Origin of the sequence: Halobacillus litoralis (assembly GCF_009856445.1) — a bacterium.
GTDB classification, from domain to species: Bacteria; Bacillota; Bacilli; order Bacillales; family Halobacillaceae; genus Halobacillus; species Halobacillus litoralis.
On the sequence record NZ_WMFA01000009.1, the window covers coordinates 1 to 25,630 of the forward strand.

Here is a 25,630-nt window from a genome sequence, read left to right on the forward strand (position 1 = left end):
AGAAACGTACATGTATTATTATAATTATTGTCGACCATTTAAAAAGCTAAACTGCCAAACTCCAATTGAATTCAGAGTAATGGCAGCCTAGGTGTTTTATTGAGTCTTATTTAACTGTGTCACTCCATAAAAGGATGAAGAGGGTTTACGTTTCACCTTATATTGTTACTCCACGCACGATCTTCATCGATCATTCGCTTCGCAGCGTAAATGAGGATGAATTGAATGATGATGACAGGCAGCCCCATCAAGCCTGAAATGACCTCGAGTGGTGCCAGTCCACCGATCCTCATCAGAACAAGGGCAAATCCGGTGATGATCGCAGCGATGATAATTCTCAGTAGTTTCGGTGGTTCAAACTTACTCATATCCCTTGTACTTGTGTAGGCGGCTACGGTGTAAGTGGTCGAATCGAGGGTCGTCGTCAGGAAAATGAGGGCAACGACCATAAAGATAATGATGGCCACTTCCCCGAAAGGAAGAGTAGATAGAATATCTGGAATTGCTGCCATCCGATCATTTTCTTTCACTAGATTCAGAACAGATAGATCGCCAGAGAGGTAGCGATGGACACCAAGTCCACCAAGCACACCTGTCGCTATCCAGGAAATCAGTGTAGGCGCAAGCAAGTAGGTCAAAATCATTTCCTTGATTGTGCGCCCCCGTGAAATCTTAGCAGCGAATACACTGTGCAACATCGCCCAGGTCGCACTATACGCGTACCAGAATACGGTATTACTCTGAATATGGGAAGCTTCTCCCTGGTGAACCGAATCTGTATTCAGCGACATGTTCAAATAATTAGATAATAAGAACGATACACTGTCTGAGAAATAATTGAGGATGAACACCCCAGGTCCACCAATTAAAATAAACACAGCAAAGAACCCTGCGATATACATGTTCCACGTACTCAACCTTTTGATTCCCCGCTCGATGCCGAGATAGGCACTTAATGAGAATAAAAGCACCCAAATGATCGTAACCGTAATCGTGAGTGTAAAGTTCACTTGAATTCCGAACAAGTGAGATAAATTCTGCGTGATGATTGGCGCTCCGAGACCTAACGTCACAGAAGCCCCTGCAAGAATGCTGATCAGGAACAGAACATCAAGGAACCGGCCTCCGATGCCATCTGTAAACTTATCCCCGAATAGCACCCGGCAGGCTTCTGATATTCTCATCAATGGACGCTTGCGGACATGGAGGATGTACCCCATGGCAGGTGCAATCATGACGAAAATGGCGAACACTTGAAATCCCCATAAGAACATACTGTAGGCATTTCCCCATAATAGCGCCTCTGCCGAACCAGCTTCCACGCCTGCCGGTGGATCGTTCGCGACAGAAGTCCACTGCAGCATTCCTGTCCGCATGATGGTCGATCCTACGCCCATCGCAATTAAAATAGACGCATATTCAAATAGTGTAAAACGTGGCTTTTCCTTGGGATCACCAAGGACCACCTGTCCATATTTAGAAAAAGATAAATACAACCCGGCTACAACTAAAATCACACCATACCAAAGGTAGCCCCAACTGAAATTGTTCACGATGGAATCAAAAATGGCATTCAGCAGTTCCAGTGATTCTGCCTCATACAAGGCAAATGGAATGCTGATGCCAATCATAATAATTAATGATGGAACAAAGATTTTATAATCGATCAACGACTTCTTTCTCATCCAATCCTCCTAAGTTATGTAAGATTCTCCTCACTTTCTACCCGCTGAAACCTTATCCATAACTTAAAAGAAACAATTTTTATATAATAATTTTGTATGGTGAGATTTTTCATTTCACTCGCTTCAGTTCTTGAGAGTTTTCCTCAACTTCTCCATCTCCTTGCTCCTCCTCTTCCGCCTTCTTTATTTGCTCATACCGTTGACGCTGACGATAGCCATAAGTGGAAGAGAGCACCACTTCTTCTTTTTCGAGTGCAGAACCGAGCGCTCCGATAATCGTAGAAACACTCGTTGCGGTCCAGGCGATATAAAAATAATTGATATACCCAACATCACCCGTTAACTGTGACTTCAACATCCCCATTGGAATGAAGGCAATTACCGCAAGAGAGAAGATAAAGAACAGAAGCACATAATACAAACTGACAGATACAAAAAGTGTCAACACAGTAGCCGCGTTATACAACTTCCGTAAATACGGTGCTCTTTTGTCGTTCGGTTTTTCCCATAGCTTATGTGCAAGGATGATCCACCCGACCATCGCTACGATGGATACGATCGAAAGCATGAACATGCGCCATATGCCATAATTGTTGCTCAGATTCCATAAAGTCGGAAATACCAGGGCATAAGCACCTGTCGTAAAAGCAAAAACGATGACTTTCAGGAAGGCCGGAAACAAGGCCCACGGGCGATTAGCACGAACCATTCCGGTTAAAAGGCGCAAAGCTCCGCTGATGCGGGACTTCACAGTGAACCGAACATCAATGTTGATATCCTCTTCATGAGGGGTTTCTCTCTGAATCGGCGAAAGCCATTCAAATCCCCTCTTTCCCATCAGTCTTGTAGAGCTTTTATTTCTCAATTCTTCATGTTGGTCATCATCCTTCGACTGAATCCTCTGTTCTGCATGCTCACGTTCCTCATCAGAACTGCCATAATAGATTTCATTCACAAGCTGCAAAATAGATTCTCTCACTCTCTTAATCATAGGAGTCGATCCAAGACCTGGAAGACTGATTAAAGCCACATGCCCCTCTTCATACGCTTCCGCTACAATTGGGAACTTCCCTTTAAATAACGGCAAATCAGTCAGGCAAATGCCAAAATCCCATTTCTCTTTTTCACTCCGATCCAAGGTCGCCTCCAAAACATCTTCCGAATTTTCTGTCACTCCTGTAAGCGCATCGACCGTATATTCCACTTTCCAGTTGTAATTGTCCTCTACATAATAACGGAGAAGGTTCGGAAGCTCGTTTACCAATGCCTCTCCTAATTCTTTGGGGTACCCTGGCGCTGTAATCAAACCCACTATTTTCTCTTCTCGTCCCATAGCCATGCCTCCAAATCCCTACAAAACTATTTTTTTAAAATATATAACCGTAATAGAAGATTTTAAACGAAAAAAAGACCCCCCTCCCTCAAAAACACTCCAAGTCACGGGTTAAAAAACGGAAAAAGACTACAGCCCTATTGGTTTCGGACTGTAGTCTTTTTGTTTGTGTTGCTATATGGCCGCAAGCGATTACGGTTATTCACCGAATTGTTGAATTTGTTCAAGGAGGCTTGTAAGCTCGTTGAGCGTCTGGAAGACTTCCGTATTTTCAAGCACCTTCGGATCAAGCTGACCATTTTCTATATTGGAGAGGTACACTTCAATCCCTTCAAGGGCTCGGTTATTCTGATCGACCACCTTTTGGTGCAAGTCAGAAGCGACTTCCGGGGCCTGAAGATCGTTGAATTCCTGGATATCTTCTTTCATTCCTTCAAGCTTTGTTTCCAGTTCCTGCGCCGCTTCCGGGTCTGTGATAGCGCGTTCAGCCAGTGCTGGGACTTCTTCTGAAAACGTATTAGCTTCATTCGCATATTCCGTTGCCTCATTGACGTAGGAGAGCGTGTTATTCACTCCATCAATCAGCCCACATCCCCCAAGAAGGGATGCACCTAATAAAATCATAAGCGCAGATTTTTTCATTCATCTTCACCTCTTCTGATCGATCATTCCTGTACCTCTTTTAGGATGCACGACACTATTTGTTAAACTCAATGATATTTCCATCCGGATCACTGATATACACCTGGTGCCATTCGGTTTTGTTCTCAGGCTTATTCAGCATTTCGACCCCATTTTCCTCCAAACGGAAAATGAAAGCCTCCATGTCCTTCACCCTTACTGCAAAATGACCATCTCTTGAATCGATTTCCGTTGTTCCACGGAAGGTTCGTCCTTCCTTATGTACAATAAGATGGATCTGTGTGGAACCAAGCTGATACCATGCCCCGGGAAAACCAAAATCCGGACGATTCGGGCTCTCATCAAATCCTAAAACATCTCCATAAAAGTGCTTCGCTTTTTCGATATCTGATACTAGCAGGGACACGTGGTGAATACCTTCGTACATTTCTTCCACTCCTTTTTCCTTTTCCATCAGTGTAATTGAAAAGAAGAGAAGTAGCTACCTGAACCACTCCACCACACCGATCATACTAAGCAGCCCGAGCAGGAAGGAAAAAGTAGCCAGCCTTTCGTATCCATGTCCATGTGTTTCCGGTATCAGTTCTTTATAAACGATGAATAACATTGCCCCAGCGGCAAAGGCAAGACCATAAGGAACAAGAAACAAGGCGATATGCACCATAAAATAACCAAAAACACTGGCTAAACATTCAATGACTCCTGTTAAAAAAGCCATGGCCACTCCTAAAGATTTACGGACGCCCTGATTCAGCAAGAACAAGGCGACAAGAAAGCCTTCCGGAGCATTCTGCAAGCCCATCGACAAGGCGACGACAAGTCCAAGATTTTCAACTTCACTTGCCAGGCTTGCTCCAACAGACAGACCTTCCGGGATATTATGCAAGGTCATAGCCGCCACAAACATCAGCCCCTGCTGTGGAAGTTTCACATCACTCCGCTCATGATCAAGGTCGATGTGAGGAATGATGTACTCCAATACGTTCAACAACAAAGCTCCTACCAGAACACCGCAGCACAATACATACAAATTCGTTAATTTAAGAGAAGCAGGAATCAAACCGTACGTCGAAGCAGCCACCATAATCCCTGCTGTATAAGCAAGAATGCTATCCATCCGCCTGTGGGAGATGGAACGTATGAATAATACAGGCAGAGCGCCTACACTTGTCGCAAAGGCGGACAATATCATCACCGATAAACTTCCCTCCATAGCATCCCCCTTCACTAAGCCAGTCATAACGGTTCTTTTTTACAATATGACCAAGCCTCCCAATTTAGACGCCCCACTCTTCTCGTCGCCCATAGATAGATTCAAATTACCTTCCGAAATTCTTTCGCGAGCATGCTGTTGATAGATTTTGAGGGAAAGCACCTATTTTTAAAGCCTATCGTCACTCGTCCATTCATCTAGCTTCATAGAGACATATAGTATTAATGAGTCAAAAGGAACTTGTCTGAGAGAGAACTGGTAGACTTTTGACAAAAAATAGAAGGAGTGAACAATATGAAGAAAAATACAGGATGTGGTAATGGGTATGGACACGGTAAGAAATGTCCACCTCTATCAAGTGACGTAGCAAAATCCAAGAGTCTCTTCACGGCAACAGAAGAGTTCTCCAGTGATAGTACTGAAGAAATCGTCATTCTTGGTGATGTGTTGATCCAGTCTCTTACAGAGGCGGATTTCGAATTGCCATCGTATGCCAGAGCCATTAAAAACATCGAGAAAAATGTTTCTTTAACTCAGTGTAAAGCGATTCCTGTGGTCGGAAACCCTGAGTACGTAAAATTGTTTGTGGAAGGGGTGGTACACAAGAACATTCAGTATGTGGAAGACGGGTATGGATATGTTAAAGACTACAGCATCGATATCCCATTCAAAGCCTACGATCAAGTTCAACTTGCCAATGAAGTCCAATATCCATTCGACTTCGAATACAGCGTAAAAGATAACGTTCTTCAACGCCGCCAGCTTGCGAAAGACGGCATGGGGGCCGACCGTTGCGAATTCGGTTCTTTCACGTTCGAAATCTACAACCAGCCCATCGAATGTAAGCTGATCGCTTCTGCGGTCAACCAATGGGATATGGTCCATCACTTTGATAACTGGGGCCGTTTTAATAAAGTAACGGAAAAAATGGACATCAACCTTGTCATCAAATTGACCCAGAAACAACAAGACCTTGAACTTCCACCACTTCCGCCAATGGATAATGGCGGAAACGGAGGAGAAGAGGCTCCGGCTTCAACAACTCAACAGCAAGAAACGGTCTACAGCCGCTTCCGAAAAATCATCGGTCAATAATAAATAAGAGATGCTCCTTGGCGGGCATCTCTTTTTTTGCTTATGAACCAAACGCTACACGCACATATTGCTTTTGCAAAAAGTTGTAAACCAGTTGCGCGGAGCCTTGGATATAGAGTTTGCCATCCGTACTAGAAGCATCGCTGTGACTTATAAACCGTACACTATCCACTTCTACTTCCACCGGATCGACGAAGGTTTGACTAAACTCATGATGGACGTCCCCTGTCTCATCACCGTCAAAAGTGTATGCCTTACGATCTGCATATGGGATCTGTGGACCCTTCTCCCAATTCACTTCAACTGCCTCTTGCCATGGCACCTGTCGTTTTATCTGCTGCATCGTTTCTCCATCGTCATAAATGACTTCCACCATGAGCACACCACTAAGAAAAACATAGGAAGATGGCAGAACAACGGTTTCCTTTTGAGAGTGAATGGATAATTGGATATCAATGATTTCGCATAGATCATCAGGAATATTCAAAGTTTCCATTACATTGATTTCTACCTTCTCCGTAGATAATAAAACAGGAACTTTCACCGTCATATTCCATGCTTGGGATGACGACTCTTCATCTTCTTCACAAAACGGCTCCGATGAAGAACTATCCATGCCCCCTTGTACTTGCTCACAAATCGATTCTTCGTGATCCACGATCGTACAGGCCGGGGGTTCAACAAGGGATGATTCCTCTTCGTAAGACCACTCGATTTTTTCTGACCATGAACTGGATTCATCCAGCATGGAGCATACCTCCGTGAACAGGTTATCGGAGATACTCTCGTTCTTTGCCTTTCCCCCTGACTTTTCTACCTCTTCAAAAATAGAACTTTCTTCGTCTGAGACGATGTTTTCCTGCTCTTGGTAGTGGCTCTTAAAACCATGCCGATTATCCGAAGACTCTCCCATCGAAGAAACGATATCCGTTAAAATCGAATAGGCTTCTAAATCGTGGTCTATTATTTCCTGAGGGTCCTGCATCGAATTCCAGTATGGACTCGGGTCCTGTTTTAACAAAGTTAGGATTTCCGGTATAAACGGATGATTTTTCTTCCTTTCCTTATTGGATTCGATTGGAGTACGATCCCTTGATTCCCCCATGAAATCATCCTCCTTTCCAGACCCTTCACTCATGGAAATTGATTCTTTGCGGGAGGAAGACATCCGCTTCCGGTACTCTGCTAACATACGTTCATCCGTATCTTTATCGATTATTTTAGAAGGTGGGGAAATGACGGGGCGGGGCATTTCTCCACCCGGATCGCAAGGAGAATAGATGTCATGTTGCTCTTCTGAAACAGACATATCTTCCTCACATTGAACATCATAAAAAGGAACATGATTCCTATTTTCTTTCTTCATTTTTGAGGATGGACATGATGACTGCTTCGTCCAGCGGGTTTGATTGAATTTAATTTCATCTCTCTTCATATCACTCAGAAAGATGCCTGCCCTCAAGCATCCTTCCTCCCTCCTTTACTATCCTTACTCATCACTCATCAGTCATCATTAGAAGCTGAGGATACACGGATTTGATGTTCCTGGAGAACTTTCAAGCACATATCCAATACCATTTTTTCCTCAATCTGAGTAAAGAAACCCTCATTAAATGGAGAAGAGCCTGGCAGTGGCTGGCGATCGATGGCTTCATCCCATTCAATGATTTTACTGGAAAGCAATTCACAATAAGGAAGCTCATTATAATATTGGCTACTTTCCTGATGGTATTGAGAAAGATCGCTGCTTAACAATTCATCTTTCTCAGGGAAGCCTGAAGGCAAGGGTTGGGAGACAGCAAAATCAAATTCCTCCCGTTTGTTATGTTTAGGCATGACCGGCATGGATAAGAATTCTTCAATTTCAATGACTGTATCAAAGGGAAGATCAACCGTAAACGAATGAAGATCTGAAGCGACTGTCGTGTCTGTGCTCATTTCGATTTCGTTCGCAGGACTTGCATACTGGATGTTTTTTCGGACGAACCCTTTAATGAATAGTTTTTTAGTCGGAAGGAGCAAACGACATTGAGTCAGAGCCACTCTTTTCTTAATATCTTTGATTTCAAGTACAGGTTCCGGGAAGGTGATCGTTTCAGTAATATTCAGCTGGACATTGAGTTCGGCAAGAACGACGGGTACCTTTGTGACGATCTTCCCGATGCTGACGTGAGGCTTGCATGGTTTACAATATCCTTTTTCACACTCATAGGAATCGTTATGTTGATCAGACATTCGATGGCCTCCTAAACGAAAGATATCCCCATCGTATGTCGGATGCCTAACAATGTCTGGGCGCATATCTCGGTTTTGAGATACGATCAAGCTGCCAAAGAAAAGAGAAGAACCCACCATTTCCAGAGAATAAAATAAAAAACACGACTCCCCTCATAAGGAATCGTGTTTTGTTTTTTACTTATCCAAGTTCTACTTGTTGTTTTTGCAAAACTTTAACGCGGAATCTCAGCATCATCTTTTCAACGATGTGGTGGAAGTAGCCTTCGTCAACCGGACCGTAGGAATGGCGGTCTGTAGCTTCATCCCACTCAATAATATCACTCGCGACAAGCTCACAGTATGGAAGCTCGTTATACGCTTGTGTGCTCTCCTGATGATATTGAGAAAGGTCGCTGGATAGAGCCTGATCTTTTTCTGGGAATCCTTCACCCAAGTCCTGAGCACGGAAGAAGTCGAATTCTCTTCTTGTGTTTGCTACAGGAAGCTGAACGAATCCATTAAGGTCTACTGTTGTCATGCATTCAAAGTGAACTTTAGTAGTCAATGATTTCATATCAGATGATACACATTCGCCTGAAGCACCATAAACCGGGCTCGCATATTGGATGTTTTTGCGAACGTATCCTTTAATGAACAACGGGAATTCTCCGTCGCTGAATAGATCGTCGCTGCCTGTTGAAGTACGAGTCATCAAACGACATTGAGTGATTACCACTCTTTTCTTAATATCCTTGATTTCTAGTACTGGGTACGGAAACTTGATGTTTGCTACAAGGTGAGTCGTAACATCATAAGCTCCAAGTTCTACAGGAACTTTAATCGTAAGTTCATCTGCAGGGTTTACAGGAGTATCTGCTCCTGTGTTTGTGCATCTATCAACTGAGGCTGACGCATTAAGGTTTACACATTGATCGTGACAATTATCTTTTTTCATCACTATTTTCCTCCTTTATATTAACCTCTCTGTATTCTATGCAATCTACTCTATTAAGCATGGTCAGATGAAGGAGTATAAACGTGGAACTTTGAACAAGTCCTTCTTTTAATAGAGGTCCCTCTACCTTTCTATCAATTAAACAAAAGCTCCCGTTTGTTGAAGACTCAGTTTCGAGATGTTCGTGTCATTCTAGGGGCTCCGGGAAAAGGTTCGCTTTCCATGGGGCGGGCGGTGAGCCTCCTCAGGCTCCGCCTTCCGGGGTCTCACCTGTCCCACACGTCCCATAGGAGTCTCACCGTTTCCCTCCGCCCCTTGACCTTATAAGTGTCTCGAAACCACTTCTAAAAGGGTCAGCTTGAATGGTTGAGGGAAGTGGATGATTCGAACACCTGTATTCATAAATAAGGTTCCAAATCTTCTCCCCTATGCGGGCATATAGTGCGTTCGATCAAGCATTTGCGTATGCTAAACGTCAACGAGGTAGAGTTTAAATCATTCACTTCTCATATCCATACAAGCTGATTTTTTAGTAGTGGTTTCGAGAACCATACTTGGTTAAAGGGGCGAAGGGGAATGGCGAGACTCCTGCGGGAAAAAAGTGCTTGGTGAGACCCCACAGGACGCAGTCCGAGGAGGCTCACCGCGCTCCCGCGGAAAGCGAGCTATTCCCCGCAGCCCCCATCCACTCAGCATAAGGCTCGAAACTGAGTCTTCAAGAAACCTGCCATTTACTTTAATAATGGGGGTGATGTGGAGGGGAAATGGGTATTCGCACAGGGACGGACTCGTCGACATAGGTTAAGTTGTAGATGAGGAGGTAGAAAATGAATAGAAATAATTTTCTTGCCGTAGATGTCGGAAACAGCTGGTACAAAGCGTTGGTATCCGATCAAGAGGAAATGTTTGATTATCAAATGCCAAACGCCATCGCCTTGTTTGATGAGGAATTTTACGAAAAACCTTATGACGAAGAGGATATGGATCTTGAGGAAAATTTGATTGTTGAAATCAAAAGCCCCTCTCTAAAGGATCGACGCGAGATCTTTTATATTGGAAAGTCAGCCATGCAGCAGAAAAACGTCAGCTTAACATCCTTCAACAATCAAAAAGTGGATGAAGAGCGTACCTACCTTCTGCTTTTTGCAACCGCTGCATACCACGCTTTACTGACGAATCCTGCTGAAGAGGATCTCCATTTTATCATCGATCAGCTGGCCGTATCGTTACCAACGACCCAATATAAGGAAAAGAAAGATCTGTTCAAACAGCGCTTGATTGGAAATCATACGGTCATTTTTCATAAAGTGCCTGGAGTCAGGGAGCCGAAAGAAGTCGCGATCAAAATACAAATTGAGGATGTTATTGTTGGTGCGGAAGGCGCCCTTGCCTACTTAGCTTTGACAAGGGACCAAGAGACGCTCATGATTTCGGACGATTCCCTTGTCAAAGATTCCTCCAAAGGCATTCTTATCGGAGACCTAGGTGGGGATTCGGTGGACTTTGTAGGGATCAAGAAAAATAAACCGGTTGCTTCTATTGAAGGGGAGCCGTTCGGCATCAATCAATACCTCGACCATATCATACAAAAAGTAAGTAAAAATGAAATGTACAGCTTCAATTCACGTTCAGAGCTTGAAGAAAAACTTGTAGCCGGACAGTCCGAATGGTACGTGGAGCCATTTGCAGGAGTCCGGAAAGATATTAGTAAATACATCACACCACAGCTTCGTCTGATGGCGATCAAGTACCTCGAACACTTTGACAGAGTGAGAAGCCGTTCCAATGAAATCAAGGGGGCCTCCCGATACATCGCTGTCGGGGGAGCCGCTGAAATCGCTGAAAAACAAATCAAAGAAGCCGCAGTGAAATGGAATGAGCGTGGTCGTCCGATTGATTTACTGTTCCCTGAAAACATGTCTAAATTGAATGTCCAGGGATTGATGATTCTGGCCAAGATGCAATGGATAAGTAAAAACAAAGAATATGCAGATGGTTACGCTTATACCAAAAGTTAGAGGGTGAAGGCATGTCAAACGTATATCACGATTACTTCAAACAAACCGTGCTGACAATCCCTGATACCTTCATTGATATAAAAACCGGGGATCAGCACACGGTCCTCCCTGAATTAAAAGAGGAAATCGCTTATCACTCAGAAAATAACACACTGAATCATTTACTGTTTTCGGCCCTGCATCACTACTTCCTTAAAGCTCAAACTTCTCAACAAGAGGGAACCAACATTGTGTTGACTGAATTGCAGGAAATAAAGAGAATGCTTGCGGCAGGGTCTTTTCAGGAGAGACGTGTCACAACATCCATCGAGAAACCACCTGTTTCAAAGGAGATGGACATTTTGGAAATCGAGGATTTGTTAGAAGCTTTCGGTGGGTAAACCGTATGTACCAGAAGGTAGACATTTTTCAGTCTGCCTTCTTTTCTTTTACATGTTCCCGTATAGAAGGGTTCAGATTGGAGGTTTTTTTATAAGTGAACGGCTGGCAGGCAGGTAATGGCACAAAAACAAGATAAATCCACCGTGATACAGATGCCAGTACCTACGAGGTCATCCAGACTCTTATGATCCAGCTGGTGACAGGCGGATCCGTGTTTGCTGGGACAATGCTTCGGATGACGATCTTTCAAGTCTGTCTTAAAGTCAAGAAGCTCAAGTACCGCGCAGCCTTTATTCAGCTCTTTAATTTTGAAAACGTGAGTATGGATACACTTAATCTTCTCTTTCTTCGAGTGACAGGCATAAGTGGTTACCCCTGTCCCTTTGAAAGGTTCGCATCCGCAATATAAAAGAAAGGGTATCGTGTTTTTCTTCACACGTTTCTTTCCCAGCAACTCATGAATGGATTGCTGACAGGATGTATGACATTCATCTTTATTCACTTTATTTTGCGCATACAAAATCGCCTCTAATACATCTTCTACACAATTTTTATAATGCTTCATTTTATCGTGTTTATCTTTTTTCCCACAACAACCATCCTTATGATGGCGATCGTAGTCATAATCATATGCTCGAAAACTCATTATTACACTCCTTAATATTTCAGTTACCGTATTATACGTGCGGAGATGATTTTCGATTGATTTGTGTGCCTACAGCAGAGGAATTTTCTCTCAACTATAGAAAATGAGAGAACCCCTCTATACTTCCGACCCCTACCATATTCCCAGTCCAGGACTTTTTCATTATGAGCGTATCGTACCTTGGTCCACCTCCTTCCTTCACTTATACTGAGAATAATAGAAAGGAAAGGTCAGTGATTCCCCAATGCTTTACATACGGCAGGTTGAAGAAATTATAAAGGATACGCTGCTTGAACATCAGCTGGAAATCAATTATGAAATCAACAATAAACTCCCAGCTCCTATGAGTTATAACGTATCCACAAATACAGTGAATTTTAACTATCTACAAATCAATGGATATATGAGTAAAATAAAAGTAAATGAGCCTGAAGAAAACGTCGTGAAAATCATCCTCTATCATGAAATCGGCTACTATCTCACTTTTAAGAAACATAAACACGATCTGCGGACACTCATGTATGGAGGAGATGAAGAAATTGAAGAACTGAAATCCGTCATAGAAGCCAATGCCTGGAATTATGGACGGGCATTAGTCCCCGAACATTTAGTTGAAACTTACGACCTCGTTAGGGAAAAAGACGAGAATCTTCTGCAAGGATTGAAATAAAAATCCCTACATTCTACAAATTATCCTTAAAATTGGAAGGTCATTGTATGGAACTTGTAGAAATAGTTATACACAGTCACTCCATGATTAGGCTTAATAAAAAAGGAAGGTGAATGGCATGTTCAAGAATCGTTTATTCAAGAATGTTCTATTCCGATGGATGCCACATAAAGAGCAAAGCATTTGTGAAAAAAGATTGATCAAAGTCGTCAAACGCCTGAAGGTTGAGAATTTCAATTTTAATTGGGACCGTAACAGTTGTTTTGTGGAATTTACATATCAAGGGGAGAGCTATCGCCTGGAGCATTCCGTTGATAAAGCCAAGGAAAAAGGCATTATTCTAAGGAATGGTTTGGATTGCTTGAATGAATTGACACAGTCACTTGAAGATTTGGGCTTGATTATCGATCGTGGCATGTATGACTTTGACACTTGGATTGCCGGCATGAGACAGTCACCTTCCGTTGAGGAAACGCCTGAAGTGCAGGACGAGTTACAATTCAAGTATAAAACTCTGGGAAAACAAGCGGGAGAAGAAACCATTGCGCTTAAACCAGAAACTTCGTTTAAGAAGTTCGACGAAAACCATACATCATCGAAACGGACGCAAATAAAATAAAAAAATGACCTGCCTCTTTCTTCAAAAGAGCAGGTCATTTTTTATGGGTTTTTTTCTTTCCGATGTAGACCCACATAACTACGTAAGTGGTAAAAAGCAATAGCAAAAACATAGGGGCAGATAGCACATCACGTATAATCACCGTCACATCACATCCTTTCTATTTTAAACTGTCCAAGGGAAATGGAAAGAATGCATAGAAAAGGACAATGATCGGAACAGATACGAGAAGAGCCCGGACTGGGTTTCTATAATGAAGATAAAGGACGCCGAATAGTACGGCATTTAAAGGAATATTGAGCCAGTTGTTCCACCCATGATCGTAGACATACATCCCTTTCAGTGAAAACAGCCATTCCAAAACCGTATAAAACGCAATCCAGACCGTAATATAAATAAACTGGCTGCTCCTCGTTTGGGGAAAACGCTGCAAATAGATAATTAAGCCGACAGGGCAGATGAAAAAAGTGAACGCCATATTGATGATGGAATGATTCAGCCACTCCATCGTTATCCCTCGGAATGCCCACAGCGTGTGGTTGTAATAAAGGAAATTATAGGTCATGTTGACAGCAATGAAGAATAGAATCGTCGGATATTGCTTCCCTACCTGCTTCCAGTCAACAAATCGATAAGCAAAAAGGACCCACACCACAATAACTAATAATAAATACATCTCCCACCACTCCAAAGAATCAATTATTCCCATTCTTCACCCGCCCCATCCCCTTTATACATGCGCTTTTAATTACCAAAAATACCCACACCAGGTCATCCAAATTTTGGATGACCTGGTGTGGGAAATAATGTAATAATCGCATTAAAAAAACGCCTGCTTCGTTTCGCTTGGGAGCGATGGAAGCAGGCGTTTCGTTTATTAAGGTGGTTTACCTTAGAGTATATGGTTTAATAGGCAAGTGCGAATAGTCCCTTGATATGGGAAAGGTAGCGCACGTTACTTGCTTCTTTCATGACAGAAGCCGGAAGACCTTTCAATGGTGTCTGGTTGGCACCGATGAAAGCAACCGCATCTTTACGGCCAAGGCTTGCAAGTGTACCTGAATTGACAGGTTCAAACTCTTCAAAGCTCTTGTCTTCAAGGAAGGCATATAGGTTATAACCGACGGTGTCACCCATCTGCCAAGCGATTTGTGCTGTCGGTGGCTGTGGACGTTCCTCACCTGGTTTGAAGTAAACCGCACTGTCACCAACAACAAATACGTCTTTGTGAGATACGGACTGAAGGTAATTGTTCACAGACGCACGCCCGCGATTCACTTCAATACCGGATTCACCGACAAGTGGGTTTCCTGCAACTCCGCCTGTCCAAACAAACGTGTTCGCTGTCAGCTTACGGCCGTCTTTCAACTCGATGACGTTTCCTTCTACATTCGTGACAGGAAGTTCTGTCAGGAATTCAACGCCGCGCTTTTCAAGACTCTTCGTTGCTCTTTCAATCAAGTGATCAGGAAGCATTGGCAAAATTTTCGGCATCGCTTCTACAAGGGTAAGCTTGATTTCATCAGGGTTAACGCCATATTTTTTAGCCATTGCTGGTGTTTCATCAGCCAACTCACCGACAAGCTCGACACCAGTCAAGCCACCGCCTCCAATGACGATGTGTGCATCAGCTTCGTTATTGGACGCTGCATAATCACGGATACGAGCTTCCACATGTTCACGGATTTTGTTTGCATCTTCCGCAGATTTAAGAACCATGCTGTGTTCCTGTAATCCTGGGATGCCGAAGTAGTTGGTTACACTACCCAGTGCCACGACCAAAGCATCATAGAACAATTCAGAACCATCTTCCAGTGAAATCTTTTTGTCGTTGACAGAAAAGGACTCGACCGTTGCAACCTTAAGGTTGATGTCTTTTCCTTTCAACAACTTTTCAAGAGGAAGTGCTGCCGCCTGCTCAGAAATGTTTCCTGCTGCTAAACGGTGCAATTCTGTAATGATTTGGTGTGTCGGAGTTTTGTTAATGATTGTGACGTTCGCTTCGGAAGCGTCCATGTATTGGCGCACAGACAACGCAGCAAGAAGCCCGCCGTAACCGCCGCCTAAAATGACGATTTCTTTTGACATGTTGATTCCTCCATTTCCTACTCTTTGTGATTGCGTTCAGCAGATACTTTTAAGTATGCGTTGACGAAACGGAACATTTTCTGAGCCTGAGGGTCTTTCAACATCTTCATCAAGCCGAATAGTCCGATGACTTCTGAGCTGCTTTCCGCATGATCTTTCGCTTCGATTGCGTTCTGCGCTACTTCTTTCACGGTATGTTTTAGAGGCTCAGCCACTTCTGACATGAACTCAACCGTGTCTTTTTTCAGAACTTCATCCGTCGCAATCGATTGAACGGTGTCGTAGGAGCTTGAAAGAATCTTCACCAATTCGGTAAGCTTCGGAAGCTCTTTCACAAGAACAGTCAAAGATTCCTGTACTTCAGGTTCCAGTAGTTGGTCGAGCAGTTCACGCTCGTCACGAGCAACGTTTGTCTGCCCGTCTTTTTCTGTTGTGAATGAATCTGCCATATCCACTTCTCCTTTTTTGAGCCCGGGGCTCATTTTTTTATAAGTAAATAACTAGTACAAGCAACGAAAGCTCTACCTGTTATAAAACAGTAAGAGTGCCATTTTATAGCTAACGTTACTAGAGTAAAATATAATCTTGTGAAGCACAACACATTCTGACAAAATAAACGGTTACATTTATAATTTTTTTCAAAATCGCTGTTTTTTTTACAGCATTTTCAATCAAAAAGACGGATTTATCACTCTTATTATCATTCGCTAAAGATATTTTCTCATACTGTCATATCCCTTTTTTAAATGAGGAAAGGTTCTCCATACAAGAAAGAGGCTAACCATGGACCCGATTAGCCTCCTCCAACAATGTTACGGTAGATCGTTACCGGCAGCGCGGTAAAGCTCGTACCATTCTTCTCTGGACAATACAATATGAGAAGCTTTGGCAATGTCCTGCATTCGCTGGGTGTTCATGGTCCCCACGACAGGTTGAATGTTAGCAGGGTGACGCAGAATCCAGGCAATGGCGATGGCAGAATCCGTCACGTCATACTTCCCAGCAAGTTCCTGCAGTTTGGCATTCACTTCCGGAAAAGCGTCATTCCCTACAAAAGGACCTTCAATCATTCCGTGCTGGAATGGCGACCAGGCTTGAACCGTTATATCATTCAGGCGGCAGTATTCCAAAACATTGCTGTCCCTGACGATGGCCGGGTCGTTCTGCATGTTCACATTGAATCCAGCATCAATCATCGGTGTATGGACGATGCTGAGTTGCAGCTGGTTGACGATCAAGCTGTCGCCCACATATTTCTTCAGCAGTTCCATCTGCATCGGGTTTTGGTTACTGACGCCAAAGTAACGTACCTTCCCACTTTCTTTCAGTGTGGCAAACGCTTCAGCTACTTCTTCCGGCTCCATCAATGCGTCCGGACGGTGGAGTAGAAAACTATCCAGGTAATCTGTATTCAACCGCTTCAAACTCCCGTCTACAGACTCCAGAATGTGTTCTTTAGAAAAATCGAAGAAACCATTGCGAATGCCACACTTCGATTGAAGCATGATGTCCTCACGTGACACATCCGTCGTTTTGAGGGCGTCAGCAAATACGGATTCCGATTCGCCTTTTCCATAGATGTCCGCGTGATCAAATAAGTCGACCCCATTTTCGACCGCATTTGTAATCACTTCCGACGCATCCTTCGTGCTCAGTTCACTCATTCTCATACAGCCGAGCGCAATCTCCCCGACCTGTAAATCACTTTTTCCTAATTGAATTTTCTTCACAATGCTTCCACCTTTCATTCCAAACCTATCTTTATCTTATCACTTTCCCTCAAAACCTTAAGAAATAACGCTTACCAGTAAAAGGAGTACCAGGTCATCCAGAATCTGGATGACCTGGTACTCCTTTTATTTCCAATAATCCTCATTCCCTTATATACTTTAAATAAGATCGATCATTTCAGAGGAGGAACTTTGTATGGGGAACATGGAAACACTGAATCAATCGAACTTCAAAAAAGGCGCCTATTCGTTTTACGAAGAGCTTCGAGAGGGTCAACCGATTTTTCCAATGAACAATGATGGCAGTAATCACTCCTGGATGATTACAAAGTACGATCACGTGAAAGAGCTGTTGAAATCACCTAGTTTCATTAAAGACCAAAGCAAGTTATTCTCATCTTCCACCCAAGACACGGGCGAAAATGACTTCAACATCTTCCAAAACATGATGCTCGACGTGGATCCGCCCGACCATACACGCCTTCGTAAACTTGTCCAACCTTACTTCAACCCTAAAACCATTAAACAATTGGAACCAAGGATCCGTGAAATTGCAGATGATCTGTTGAACCAGATGAAACAAAAAGATACCACGGTGGATTTAATTGATGATTATGCTTTTCCTCTGCCCATTATCGTCATCAGTGAGATGCTCGGTGTTCCCGCAGGGGACAGGGATAAATTCAGACAGTGGTCCAACACGATTGTCTCTGCCTCCAACGAAATGGACCCTGACTTCATGGTGGATGTAGAAGCGTTCACTACATACCTGACCGAGCTTTTTGAACAACGTAAAGCGGAGCCTCAGGATGATCTCGTTTCCCACCTCATCCAAACGGAAGAAGACGGGGAGCAGCTCACAAGAAATGAACTCTACTCGATGATTGTTCTGTTGATTATCGCCGGTCATGAAACAACCGTCAATTTGATCGGGAACACGATGTTTGCCCTATTTGAGCATTCTGACCAGCTTGAAAAAGTAAAAGCTGACCCATCTCTCATACCTGGGGCCATTGAAGAAGGGCTTCGTTATTACAGCCCTGTCGATTTCTCAACGGCCAGATGGGCAGATGAGGACATTGATTTCCACGGCCAACCCATCCGACGTGGGGATTTCGTTATCGCATCGATAAGTTCCGCTAACCGTGATGAAGAAAAATTTGAACATGCTTCTCATTTTGATGTGACGAGAGAAAGAAATGCGCATGTCGCATTCGGATTCGGCATCCACTTTTGTCTCGGCGCCCCTCTCGCCCGACTCGAAGGGAAAATTGCGCTGGAAAAATTATTAACCACTTTCCCTGATATTGATCTGAAACGCAATGGAACTCAGCCCGAATGGCGGTCTGTTTTCCTATTAAGAGGACTAGATTCCCTCCCCGTTTCTTTATAAAAAAAGGCCACTTGATGAACGCATCAAGTGGTTTTTCTTCTAAATGCATAGATAAGGGTGAGCACAAAGAGAAGGCCTGCAAGAATAAAAGCGGAGTTCACAACAAGAGGGACGTCATTCCCCTGATTTTTAACCCCGATGCCGATAAACGCCCAGACAAAAACGAGCGGGTACACCCAATCATCCTGGCTCTTCATAAAGAAAACCGCAAGCAGTGTGCCCACAATCATCAACAGGATCGTCCATACAGAGGCCGAAATGCCGAATCCATCCCACCCGATATAGGTTAAGTAATAGCTGATATTCGCGATAGTCGCGACACTGATCCAGCCAAGGTAAACAGAGAACGGAAGCCGGTCGAAAAAAGAAGCATCATTTTTCTGTAAGGTTTGATACAAACGGATCAATGTTAACAGCAACGCAATCATGACCACTACCGAGATGCCGAAAAACTCATAGTGCCACATAAAGATCCAGAGAGCATTCAGCAAGCTGCTTAAGACGAACAGGCCGCTTGTCTCTTGATAAATAGGCAGGTCGCGTCTACTCTTCGGAAACTGTCGAATCACCCAGATTCCTAATAAAATGTAAATAAGTCCCCATATACTGAAAACATAACCAGCAGGAGTGAATAACACGTTCAGACGGTTGGATATTTCACCTGTCGTCTGGCCGTTCAGAGGTAAAGCATTGGCAAGCACGTTCACAGTGACTACAAGAATGAATGCCAGTACGTTCATGATCCATTTCCCCATAAAAACTCCTCCTCTATACTCCGATTGATACATAGTATTCCTTTTCATGCCCTAATAAAACACGATCACCCACATCGATGAAAAAAACTCTTCTCCCATTTCGGGTTATGCATGTCCCAATTAAGGGAACAGTATAAAGGGAATTTTTTCACACTACGAAAAAGGAGTGGAAAACATGAATAACAAGCAATTTGAAAAAATGAAAAACGGTAATGGATTCATCGCGGCACTGGACCAGAGCGGTGGTAGTACACCAAAAGCACTGGCCGCTTATGGCGTCCCTGAAGATTCCTATTCCGGTGAAGATGAGATGTTCGACCTTGTCCACCAGATGCGGACAAGAATCATCACCTCTCCTTCTTTTAATGCCGACCATATTCTTGGTGCCATTCTCTTTGAGCAAACGATGGATCGTGAAATTGAAGGACAGTTCACGGCGGATTACTTGGCGAGCAAAGGCGTTGTTCCTTTTCTTAAAGTTGACAAAGGACTGGCAGAAAAAGAAAACGGTGTCCAACTCATGAAACCGATCGATGACCTGGACGAAACACTCCGTCGTGCCAATGAACGCAACATTTTCGGCACAAAGATGCGTTCTGTCATCCATGAGCCGAACCCTAGCGGAATCAAAGAAGTGGTTCAGCAGCAGTTCGACATCGGAAAAAGAATCATCGCTTCCGATCTTGTACCCATCATCGAACCAGAAGTCGATATTCACAGCAGTGACAAGGAAAAATGCGAAGAACTTCTCCGAGATGAGATCTTGAAACACTTGAATGAGTTATCTGAAGAGGAGAACGTAATGCTGAAGCTCACGATCCCTACGCAGCCGAACGCATATAAAAAACTCGTCGATCATCCTCGAGTCGTCCGTGTCGTTGCTCTTTCCGGTGGTTATTCCCGTGAAGAAGCGAACGAGAAGCTCAAGGAAAACGATGGCGTCATTGCAAGTTTCTCCCGCGCACTTGCCGCAGACTTGAATGCCAATCAGTCTGAGGACGAATTCGATGCAGAGCTTAAGAAAGCCGTAGATTCCATCTATGATGCTTCAGTCAATAAAAAATAACCAGCGCAAAAAGGTGCGATCCTAGGATCGCACCTTTTTTATTATTCATTTCTTAATAGTCTCATACTGTTGAGAATGACAAGTAAAGCTGCTCCCGTATCACTTAATACAGCCATCCATAAGGTAAGAACACCAGGGAAAATGAGTAGCAGCGCCGCAAGCTTCGTAACTAAGGAAAACCACACATTCTGTTTAATAATTTTCAAAGCTTTTCTGCTCAAACGAATGGTGTGAGGAAGCTTCTCGAGATTATCAGCCATCAAAACAATATCTGCGGTTTCCATAGCGGTATCCGTTCCCGCTCCCCCCATAGCAATCCCAAGATCAGAGGTAGCTAAAGCCGGGGCATCATTAATTCCATCTCCCACCATGGCTACACTCTTGCCTTCCGCTTGGAGCTTCTTCACAGCTGAAACCTTATCTTCTGGTAAAAGCTCAGCAAAATAACGAGTCACACCAGTTTCCCTGGCTATCTTATCAGCGGTTCCTTTATTATCCCCTGTGAGCATCACCATTTCCTGCATCCCTACCTGTTTCAGCTTTTGAATCGACTGAACGGTGATGTCACGGATGGTATCAGCCACAGCGATGACGCCTAGAACCTTGGCTGAAGTCCCTACAACCACGATGGTGTGCCCCTCTTTTTGGTACTCAGCAATTTGATCTTTCCTATCAGTAAGAGGTACATTCATATCTTCAAACAACTTTGGACTTCCAGCATAATATTCTGTACCATCCAACTCCGCCTTAGCCCCTTTTCCGGCGATGGTTTGATAGTTTTCCCCATCCATGGCCGCGATGTTTCGTTCGTTAGCATACGTCGTAATCGCCTGAGCTATCGGGTGGGTAGAATATTCCTCAATAGTACGCGTTATACAGATTAACTCATCTTCGCTTACGCCAATGGCCTGCACTTCAGAAACCTTTGGACGACCTTCTGTGAGCGTCCCTGTCTTATCGAAAGCGATGGCTTTGATCATTCCGGCCTTCTCCAGAAAAGTACCGCCCTTGATGAGGACCCCATTCTTAGCGGCATTCCCGATAGCTGAAACAATCGCAACTGGTGTGGAAATGACAAGCGCACAAGGACAGGCGACCACGAGTAAAGCGAGCCCTTTATACAGCCATTCTCCCCACGTACCAAAACCGAAGAGAGGCGGAAGGACCATGACCAACAGAGCGAGGGTGAAGACAAACGGCGTATAGACTCGCGCAAAACGGTCGACGAAAGCCTGGGTGGGCGCTCTTTTTTCTTGAGCCTCTTCCACGAGGTGGATGATTTTTGCGATCGTTGTATCTTCCACGAGCTTTGTGACTTCGATTTCCAACGATCCACTTTCATTCACTGTCCCTGCATAAACGATATCTCCCGTTTGTTTGTCTACAGGCAAGGATTCTCCCGTGATTGGAGCCTGATTGACACTGGATGTACCTGTCACCACTTCACCATCCAAAGGAATTTTCTCTCCTGGTTTAACGATGATCACTTCCCCAACCCCAACCTCTTCTACTGCTTTACGGATGAGTTCGCTGCCTGACTTGACTGTAGCCTCTTTAGGGGTGAGATTGATTAAACTTCTGATCGATTCTCGTGTCCGTTCAATCGACCGGTTTTGAAGTGTATTGCCTAATGCGAACAACCAGACGACCATGGCCCCCTCAAACCATTCCCCGATTAGAGAAGCACCGATCGCTGCCGATGCCATGAGGACGTTCATATCCAAAGAACCGCTCTTGATGGCATAAAAAGCACTTCTTGCAGGCTTGAACCCGCCAATCAAAATGGCCGCCGCATAAAAAGCCGTTATGAATTCTGCGGGGATGCTTGTAAACGAACTTATAAATCCAAGACCAAGGAACACTCCGGAGAAAGTCGTTGTTGAGAGGCTTTTAGATTTGTCAGCGTTCTGATTATAGCTGTCTCCTTTTCCTTCCAAGAAAGCTTGAAAACCGGCCCTGCCTACTTCTTTCATAATTTCTTTCGGAGAGGTCGTATGCTGAATCTGCATCTTCCCTGTTGAAAATTGGACTTGCACATCCTGGACCGCAGGATTTTTGCTCAAATGCTTTTCAATCGTCATGGCACAAGAACCACAATCCATCCCCTCAATTTTATAGGTTTGTTGATTCTGTTGGCGATTCACCCGTTCCGCTTCAAACCCTAATTTACGAATATGTTTCGGAATCTGATCATAAAGATCCTCATTCACGGCACCTACTGTCATCTTCCCCGTTCCGTATTGAACGCTCACCGATTGGACTCCGCTGAGTTTCTGCAGACCTTTTTCAATCGTGGCGGCACAAGAAGGACAGTCCATGCCTTTGACATTGAATTTCACTTCGTTTGAGATTTCAGACTTTCCAGCATCTGCGTCTGTGGTACAGCATGAAACCTCTGTCTGCTCATTTCCACAGCAAGAGTTCTGAAGCGCTTCTTCGCTCTTTGTATCACTAGAACAACATGCGGAATTCGCCTCTGGTTCCTCCGTAGCACTCGAACAACAAGTCGTTTGCGTCTCCACTTCTTCCTTTGCGGTGGACCTGGAACAACAAGACACCGCTTCATCTATTAAAACCTCTTCTGAACTTGAACAGCAGCTTGCTTTTTTCTCATTACTCATTCTCTCACCTCTGTTTCTCTCTAAAATTCTTTAGAGTGTTGAATCGCAATAGAAACCAACTGATGCACATGATCGTCAGCCAAAGAATAGAAAACGAGCTTCCCTTCTTTACGGTATTTAGCTAATTTCATATTTCGCAGTAATCGGAGGTGATGCGAAGCGGTCGCTGTCGTTGAACCAATAATATTCGCAACATCACACACGCAAAGCTCATTTTCAAGTGTCAGGGCATAGGCGATTTTCAAGCGTGTCGCATCAGATAAAGCTTTGAAAATCAGCTCTACCCCAAGGACTTCATCCACCTTAGGCTGGACTCTTTGAACAAGCTCTTCATCATAACAAAAAGTATCGCACGTATCTTTTGGAGTTTTCTTTACAACTTTTTCACTCAATCTATTCACCTACATTCAAATAATTGTTTTAATGTTTAATTACAGTGTATGCCCTTTCTTTCAACCTCGTCAATGATAATAATCAAATATTCATTTGATTATATAAATGATCTGAAGAACATGAAGCCTAATAGACATCAGGCCGTTTGACCAAAATCTCCCCTATAAGCAGAGGCACGATCGCTTGGCGATTCGCTACCCCTTTGGCGCGATCCGAACCCTCTTTGGCGCGATCCGCACCTCCTTTGGCGCGACCAACAAAAAAAGCCTTCCCTCAACAAAAATTGAGAGAAGACTCCTCCTTACCTGAACAAATCCAACAAGCGATCCCAGAAGCTCTTTTCCTCTTCTTTCTCTGGTGCCTCTTCTTGTTCTTCGTCCTTTTTAATGCTTTCCGTCTTAATGACAAACTGCACCGATCCAACCTTTTCATTCTTCGCGGAAACGAAGGAAGCTGGTTCGAAATCGGATTTATCGTATTCTTCGACCATTTGTTCAATCTCTGAATCCATCTGACCAGGTAAATCACTGGTGCTGGACGCTAATTCAGATGTACCTTCCTGAAGTTCTGCAGCTCCATTTTCAAGTTCAGAAGTTCCGTTCGTCAAGCTTCCAATGCCGCTGTGGATGTCTCCATAAGAACCTGCCAACTGGTCAACACCACCTGTGTACTCCTTTAGTCCAGCGTGAAATTCACCATACTTCGAGGAAAGTGACTGTAAACCTTCCTGCAGTTGTTTCACAGACTCTCCGATATTCATATTTTCCATGCTGGTACCGATTTGGTCGGCCATCGTGTTCAGGTTTGTACTCATTTCATTCAATGAACCGGCACTCTGTTCCAAGGCTGGAACTACGGCCTGATACGCTTCTTTTACATCACCGTACGTTCCTTTTGCGGTTTGAGCGGCCTGGTATGTTTCCACAAGCTTATTAACGACTTCCGGATCAGCCCCGCTTTCACGTAGAGCCTGGATTTCCTGTTCTGAAATCTGATACCCGGGAATGGCTTCGATCGACTGACTCAACGCCTGATGGGCTTGGCTGTACTGATCCCTCAAGTTCGTCAATCCTTTTTCAACCTCATTCAAACCTGAAGAAAGCTGACCCAAGCCCTCTTCCATTTTGGCAAAATCACTCACGTTCACTTCGCCAGATCCAGAAGCGACAGCATCGTTCATCTGCTGCAGTGCGTTTTTGATGGAAGCGGAACCTTCCACAAGCTCTGATGAACCATTGCTTACCCCTTGAATGCCGCTGTTAAATTGTTCTGACCCGTCATAAAGGCTTGCTGCGCCATCATTCAGTTCAGAGATTCCATTTTTGAGTTCACCGACACCTTTGTTGATTTCAGCGGTGGCATTCGATAATGAGCCCATGTCGTTCTTCATTCCGCCAATATCAGGTGCGTCAATGGACATGGAGGATGGAATCGCTGCAAATTCAATGCTTTCCATCTCCAAATCAGTGACGTCCGCCATCAGAGTGAAACTTCCTTCTTTTTCAGGCATGACAGTGAATGTCACTTGCCGGTCTTTCCCGGCGTTTGCGACCGTTCCTTCAGGAGCCTGAATGTTTTCATAAATCATCGAATCCAACTTCATCGTGATTTGCATCAAGTAGTTGTTGAAAAAGCTCTCATCCGCCTTTTCATTTTTCGTTGTATCAATACTCACTTTGAGCTTCCCGTCTTTTCCAACCAGCTCTTCAGGATTCATGGCTTCTCCATCTAATTGATAGGAAACATTGATATTCCATGGCAGAGGTTTGCCATCTAAATTGCCTTGATAGTAATACTCTTCTTCTTCAGCGTTCAATTCGACTTTTTCATTCTGCTGCTCAATTTCTGTAACATCCGTCAGATTTTGGACACTTGTGTAAGGGCCATAATCGACGATTTTTCCAGGCTCTTCAATTGTAAAATTGTTGACGACGTACATTTCTTCTTGATTACCGGTAGCATCGAGCGTGGTGTACACGACTTCATGCTTTTCCGAGTAGGAGCCTTTCGATTCAGGCTCTGTTTTTCCGTTGTCTTCTGCCGATACAGGAACAGTCGGCAGGACGAGAAGAAATGCTGTGAACAGCGCTGTCGCACGTTTGAATCTCAT

The 25,630-nt window shown here is 44.0% G+C and carries 24 protein-coding genes; 7 read left to right on the plus strand and 17 right to left on the minus strand.

Annotated elements, in window-relative coordinates; translation table 11 throughout:
* Window positions 1-152: 152 nt before the first annotated feature.
* The 5 genes from GLW00_RS16365 to GLW00_RS16385 all read right to left on the minus strand — a co-directional run bounded on the left by GLW00_RS16365 (window position 153) and on the right by GLW00_RS16385 (window position 4,873).
* Entirely contained in the window at window positions 153-1,685 is a 1,533-nt protein-coding gene (locus GLW00_RS16365; protein WP_160915862.1) for a BCCT family transporter, read from the minus strand.
* A gap of 109 nt (window positions 1,686-1,794) precedes the next feature.
* Entirely contained in the window at window positions 1,795-3,018 is a 1,224-nt protein-coding gene (locus GLW00_RS16370; RefSeq protein WP_160915864.1) for an MFS transporter, read from the minus strand.
* A gap of 198 nt (window positions 3,019-3,216) precedes the next feature.
* The gene (locus tag GLW00_RS16375) at window positions 3,217-3,660 is read right to left on the minus strand and encodes a DUF6376 family protein (RefSeq protein WP_160915866.1); all 444 of its coding nucleotides are present in this window, start codon (window positions 3,658-3,660) and stop codon (window positions 3,217-3,219) included.
* Between the two features lie 55 nt (window positions 3,661-3,715).
* Window positions 3,716-4,087 (minus strand): VOC family protein, encoded by a 372-nt coding sequence (locus GLW00_RS16380; RefSeq protein WP_160915868.1) that lies wholly within the window; start codon window positions 4,085-4,087, stop codon window positions 3,716-3,718.
* Window positions 4,088-4,141: 54 nt separating this feature from the next.
* Window positions 4,142-4,873, minus strand: coding sequence for a ZIP family metal transporter (locus GLW00_RS16385; protein WP_160915870.1), 732 nt, complete (start codon window positions 4,871-4,873; stop codon window positions 4,142-4,144).
* Between the two features lie 294 nt (window positions 4,874-5,167).
* On the opposite strand from GLW00_RS16385, the gene GLW00_RS16390 reads away from it, so the two are divergent.
* Window positions 5,168-5,968, plus strand: coding sequence for a CsxC family protein (locus GLW00_RS16390; RefSeq protein ID WP_202412543.1), 801 nt, complete (start codon window positions 5,168-5,170; stop codon window positions 5,966-5,968).
* Between the two features lie 40 nt (window positions 5,969-6,008).
* Here the strand turns inward: GLW00_RS16390 and GLW00_RS16395 are convergent, their stop codons facing one another.
* The 3 genes from GLW00_RS16395 to GLW00_RS16405 all read right to left on the minus strand — a co-directional run bounded on the left by GLW00_RS16395 (window position 6,009) and on the right by GLW00_RS16405 (window position 9,140).
* Window positions 6,009-7,430 (minus strand): hypothetical protein, encoded by a 1,422-nt coding sequence (locus tag GLW00_RS16395; protein ID WP_160915872.1) that lies wholly within the window; start codon window positions 7,428-7,430, stop codon window positions 6,009-6,011.
* A gap of 41 nt (window positions 7,431-7,471) precedes the next feature.
* The gene (locus GLW00_RS16400) at window positions 7,472-8,203 is read right to left on the minus strand and encodes a CsxC family protein (RefSeq protein ID WP_160915874.1); all 732 of its coding nucleotides are present in this window, start codon (window positions 8,201-8,203) and stop codon (window positions 7,472-7,474) included.
* A 181-nt stretch (window positions 8,204-8,384) separates the two neighbouring features.
* Window positions 8,385-9,140, minus strand: coding sequence for a CsxC family protein (locus tag GLW00_RS16405; protein ID WP_202412544.1), 756 nt, complete (start codon window positions 9,138-9,140; stop codon window positions 8,385-8,387).
* 827 nt (window positions 9,141-9,967) lie between these two features.
* On the opposite strand from GLW00_RS16405, the gene GLW00_RS16410 reads away from it, so the two are divergent.
* Both GLW00_RS16410 and GLW00_RS16415 read left to right on the plus strand, forming a co-directional pair.
* Window positions 9,968-11,158 carry a ParM/StbA family protein gene (locus GLW00_RS16410; RefSeq protein ID WP_160915876.1) on the plus strand — a complete coding sequence of 397 codons (1,191 nt, stop codon included), beginning with the start codon at window positions 9,968-9,970 and terminating at the stop codon, window positions 11,156-11,158.
* A gap of 11 nt (window positions 11,159-11,169) precedes the next feature.
* Window positions 11,170-11,538, plus strand: coding sequence for a hypothetical protein (locus tag GLW00_RS16415; RefSeq protein WP_160915878.1), 369 nt, complete (start codon window positions 11,170-11,172; stop codon window positions 11,536-11,538).
* An 89-nt stretch (window positions 11,539-11,627) separates the two neighbouring features.
* Here the strand turns inward: GLW00_RS16415 and GLW00_RS16420 are convergent, their stop codons facing one another.
* On the minus strand, window positions 11,628-12,185 hold the full coding sequence (locus GLW00_RS16420) for a CotY/CotZ family spore coat protein (protein WP_160915880.1): 558 nt from the start codon (window positions 12,183-12,185) through the stop codon (window positions 11,628-11,630).
* A 244-nt stretch (window positions 12,186-12,429) separates the two neighbouring features.
* Here GLW00_RS16420 and GLW00_RS16425 point away from each other — a divergent pair, with 244 nt between their 5' ends.
* The gene (locus GLW00_RS16425; RefSeq protein WP_160915881.1) at window positions 12,430-12,855 is read left to right on the plus strand and encodes a hypothetical protein; all 426 of its coding nucleotides are present in this window, start codon (window positions 12,430-12,432) and stop codon (window positions 12,853-12,855) included.
* A 118-nt stretch (window positions 12,856-12,973) separates the two neighbouring features.
* Window positions 12,974-13,474 carry a hypothetical protein gene (locus GLW00_RS16430; RefSeq protein WP_160915883.1) on the plus strand — a complete coding sequence of 167 codons (501 nt, stop codon included), beginning with the start codon at window positions 12,974-12,976 and terminating at the stop codon, window positions 13,472-13,474.
* 160 nt (window positions 13,475-13,634) lie between these two features.
* On the opposite strand, the gene GLW00_RS16435 is transcribed toward GLW00_RS16430, so the two are convergent.
* From GLW00_RS16435 to GLW00_RS16450, 4 genes are all read right to left on the minus strand, one after another.
* Window positions 13,635-14,150 carry a CBO0543 family protein gene (locus GLW00_RS16435; protein WP_160915885.1) on the minus strand — a complete coding sequence of 172 codons (516 nt, stop codon included), beginning with the start codon at window positions 14,148-14,150 and terminating at the stop codon, window positions 13,635-13,637.
* A 230-nt stretch (window positions 14,151-14,380) separates the two neighbouring features.
* On the minus strand, window positions 14,381-15,562 hold the full coding sequence (locus GLW00_RS16440; RefSeq protein WP_160915887.1) for an NAD(P)/FAD-dependent oxidoreductase: 1,182 nt from the start codon (window positions 15,560-15,562) through the stop codon (window positions 14,381-14,383).
* A gap of 17 nt (window positions 15,563-15,579) precedes the next feature.
* Window positions 15,580-16,011: a helical membrane plugin domain-containing protein gene (locus GLW00_RS16445; protein ID WP_160915889.1), complete on the minus strand. Its 432-nt coding sequence runs from the start codon at window positions 16,009-16,011 to the stop codon at window positions 15,580-15,582.
* A 363-nt stretch (window positions 16,012-16,374) separates the two neighbouring features.
* The gene (locus GLW00_RS16450; protein ID WP_160915891.1) at window positions 16,375-17,292 is read right to left on the minus strand and encodes an aldo/keto reductase; all 918 of its coding nucleotides are present in this window, start codon (window positions 17,290-17,292) and stop codon (window positions 16,375-16,377) included.
* Between the two features lie 196 nt (window positions 17,293-17,488).
* Between GLW00_RS16450 and GLW00_RS16455 the strand changes: the two genes are divergently transcribed.
* Entirely contained in the window at window positions 17,489-18,685 is a 1,197-nt protein-coding gene (locus tag GLW00_RS16455) for a cytochrome P450 family protein (RefSeq protein ID WP_160915893.1), read from the plus strand.
* A gap of 23 nt (window positions 18,686-18,708) precedes the next feature.
* On the opposite strand, the gene GLW00_RS16460 is transcribed toward GLW00_RS16455, so the two are convergent.
* Window positions 18,709-19,440, minus strand: a complete 732-nt coding sequence (locus tag GLW00_RS16460; RefSeq protein ID WP_160915895.1) for a TspO/MBR family protein — start codon at window positions 19,438-19,440, stop codon at window positions 18,709-18,711.
* Between the two features lie 175 nt (window positions 19,441-19,615).
* Between GLW00_RS16460 and GLW00_RS16465 the strand changes: the two genes are divergently transcribed.
* Entirely contained in the window at window positions 19,616-20,506 is an 891-nt protein-coding gene (locus tag GLW00_RS16465) for a fructose bisphosphate aldolase (RefSeq protein ID WP_160915897.1), read from the plus strand.
* 41 nt (window positions 20,507-20,547) lie between these two features.
* Here GLW00_RS16465 and GLW00_RS16470 read toward each other — a convergent pair whose 3' ends face one another.
* From GLW00_RS16470 to GLW00_RS16480, 3 genes are all read right to left on the minus strand, one after another.
* On the minus strand, window positions 20,548-23,127 hold the full coding sequence (locus GLW00_RS16470; RefSeq protein WP_160915899.1) for a heavy metal translocating P-type ATPase: 2,580 nt from the start codon (window positions 23,125-23,127) through the stop codon (window positions 20,548-20,550).
* 20 nt (window positions 23,128-23,147) lie between these two features.
* The gene (locus GLW00_RS16475) at window positions 23,148-23,519 is read right to left on the minus strand and encodes an ArsR/SmtB family transcription factor (protein WP_160915900.1); all 372 of its coding nucleotides are present in this window, start codon (window positions 23,517-23,519) and stop codon (window positions 23,148-23,150) included.
* A gap of 302 nt (window positions 23,520-23,821) precedes the next feature.
* Complete coding sequence (locus GLW00_RS16480) at window positions 23,822-25,630, minus strand: methyl-accepting chemotaxis protein (RefSeq protein ID WP_160915902.1); 1,809 nt, start codon at window positions 25,628-25,630, stop codon at window positions 23,822-23,824.

Excerpts from the sequence above, each read along its gene's own strand:
- GLW00_RS16440 (WP_160915887.1), bottom strand. The coding sequence starts at position 15,562 with ATGTCAAAAGAAATCGTCATTTTAGGCGGCGGTTACGGCGGGCTTCTT.
- GLW00_RS16465 (WP_160915897.1), top strand. The coding sequence starts at position 19,616 with ATGAATAACAAGCAATTTGAAAAAATGAAAAACGGTAATGGATTCATC.
- GLW00_RS16405 (WP_202412544.1), bottom strand. The coding sequence starts at position 9,140 with ATGAAAAAAGATAATTGTCACGATCAATGTGTAAACCTTAATGCGTCA.
- GLW00_RS16480 (WP_160915902.1), bottom strand. The coding sequence starts at position 25,630 with ATGAGATTCAAACGTGCGACAGCGCTGTTCACAGCATTTCTTCTCGTC.
- GLW00_RS16415 (WP_160915878.1), top strand. The coding sequence starts at position 11,170 with ATGTCAAACGTATATCACGATTACTTCAAACAAACCGTGCTGACAATC.
- GLW00_RS16460 (WP_160915895.1), bottom strand. The coding sequence starts at position 19,440 with ATGGGGAAATGGATCATGAACGTACTGGCATTCATTCTTGTAGTCACT.
- GLW00_RS16430 (WP_160915883.1), top strand. The coding sequence starts at position 12,974 with ATGTTCAAGAATCGTTTATTCAAGAATGTTCTATTCCGATGGATGCCA.
- GLW00_RS16445 (WP_160915889.1), bottom strand. The coding sequence starts at position 16,011 with ATGGCAGATTCATTCACAACAGAAAAAGACGGGCAGACAAACGTTGCT.
- GLW00_RS16435 (WP_160915885.1), bottom strand. The coding sequence starts at position 14,150 with ATGTATTTATTATTAGTTATTGTGGTGTGGGTCCTTTTTGCTTATCGA.
- GLW00_RS16380 (WP_160915868.1), bottom strand. The coding sequence starts at position 4,087 with ATGTACGAAGGTATTCACCACGTGTCCCTGCTAGTATCAGATATCGAA.
- GLW00_RS16420 (WP_160915880.1), bottom strand. The coding sequence starts at position 12,185 with ATGAGTTTTCGAGCATATGATTATGACTACGATCGCCATCATAAGGAT.
- GLW00_RS16375 (WP_160915866.1), bottom strand. The coding sequence starts at position 3,660 with ATGAAAAAATCTGCGCTTATGATTTTATTAGGTGCATCCCTTCTTGGG.
- GLW00_RS16365 (WP_160915862.1), bottom strand. The coding sequence starts at position 1,685 with ATGAGAAAGAAGTCGTTGATCGATTATAAAATCTTTGTTCCATCATTA.
- GLW00_RS16400 (WP_160915874.1), bottom strand. The coding sequence starts at position 8,203 with ATGTCTGATCAACATAACGATTCCTATGAGTGTGAAAAAGGATATTGT.
- GLW00_RS16385 (WP_160915870.1), bottom strand. The coding sequence starts at position 4,873 with ATGGAGGGAAGTTTATCGGTGATGATATTGTCCGCCTTTGCGACAAGT.
- GLW00_RS16425 (WP_160915881.1), top strand. The coding sequence starts at position 12,430 with ATGCTTTACATACGGCAGGTTGAAGAAATTATAAAGGATACGCTGCTT.
- GLW00_RS16390 (WP_202412543.1), top strand. The coding sequence starts at position 5,168 with ATGAAGAAAAATACAGGATGTGGTAATGGGTATGGACACGGTAAGAAA.
- GLW00_RS16455 (WP_160915893.1), top strand. The coding sequence starts at position 17,489 with ATGGGGAACATGGAAACACTGAATCAATCGAACTTCAAAAAAGGCGCC.
- GLW00_RS16410 (WP_160915876.1), top strand. The coding sequence starts at position 9,968 with ATGAATAGAAATAATTTTCTTGCCGTAGATGTCGGAAACAGCTGGTAC.
- GLW00_RS16370 (WP_160915864.1), bottom strand. The coding sequence starts at position 3,018 with ATGGGACGAGAAGAGAAAATAGTGGGTTTGATTACAGCGCCAGGGTAC.
- GLW00_RS16470 (WP_160915899.1), bottom strand. The coding sequence starts at position 23,127 with ATGAGTAATGAGAAAAAAGCAAGCTGCTGTTCAAGTTCAGAAGAGGTT.